We start from the raw sequence: 1,126 nt of genomic DNA, 5'->3' as shown, positions 1-1,126 counted from the left end.
TGCAGTCCACTTTAAAGTAATATCATTTCCATTTGCAATACTATATGTTAAGTTGGCTGGTGCCTGCATAGTTGGGAAAACAATTGAAAGTGATACCTGGCTTCCATCTGCTGATTCCCCGAATCTATTACTTACTGAAGTAACAACATAAGTGTGATTACCTTCAGACACGTTAGTTAAGGTTGCTGTTGTAGAAGTTACAGTAGTCTTTAGAACCAACTGACCATCAATTAATTCGTAGACCTTATAACTGTTAGTATATGTTACAGGTGACCATGTTAATGTAATATCATTAATATTTTGAAGCTTATAAACAAGATTGCTTGGTGCAGTCATTGTTGGAAGTACTAAAGAAAAAGTAGTTTCTGCTCCAATGGGAGATTCCCCCAAAAGTGAAGATACGGAGTCAACAATATAGTAATAATCTCCACCAGACATATTAGTGAATGTTACAGAAGTGCTAGTCACTGTTTTCATTAAAACTGGCTGTCCATTAATTACTTGATAAATTTTATAGCTTGTGGCATACGGTGTAGCTGTCCATTTTAAAGTTATGTCGTTGCCATTTGTAATGCTGTAAGTTAGATTTGTTGGTGCCTGCATTATTTGCCCGTTTAAGTTAACAGTAATATCACTGCCATCTGCTGACTCTCCGAAGCGGGTTGAATATGAGTGAATTTCATAATTATATTGACCAGATAACATATTTGTGAATGAAACCGTTGTACCAGTTACCGTGCTTTTTAAAACTAGTTGTCCGTTAATTATCTGATAAACTTTATAGCTTGTAGCATATGGAGATTCATCCCAACTTAAGGTAAAATCAGTAGCATTTTTGATTGTTTGCATTACATTTGCCGGTGACTGCATAACCGGAGGAACCAAATTAAAGATTATACTACTGTCATCTGTAGATTCTCCAAAGCGGGTGGAATATGAATGAATTTCATAAGTATAATCGCCGCCAGTCATATTGGTAAATGTTGTAGTTGTACCAGTTAAAGTCCTTACTAAGACTTTTTGACCATTAATAATCTGGTAGATTTTGTACCCTGTTGCATAAGGAATAGTTGTCCAACTTAATGTAATATCATTTCCATTTGTAATGGTATATGTCAAATTGTCC

1 pseudogene is annotated in these 1,126 nt (G+C 35.2%); it reads right to left on the bottom strand.

The window, feature by feature from the left end:
• Positions 1-1,126: pseudogene (locus PTZ02_RS14205) on the bottom strand (OmpL47-type beta-barrel domain-containing protein); the annotation flags it as partial.

This window comes from Clostridium sp. 'White wine YQ' (assembly GCF_028728205.1).
In the GTDB taxonomy this organism is placed as follows: domain Bacteria; phylum Bacillota; class Clostridia; order Clostridiales; family Clostridiaceae; genus Clostridium_T.
The sequence above is the reverse complement of the archived record's forward strand: the minus strand, read 5'-3'. Positions and strand labels throughout refer to the sequence as shown.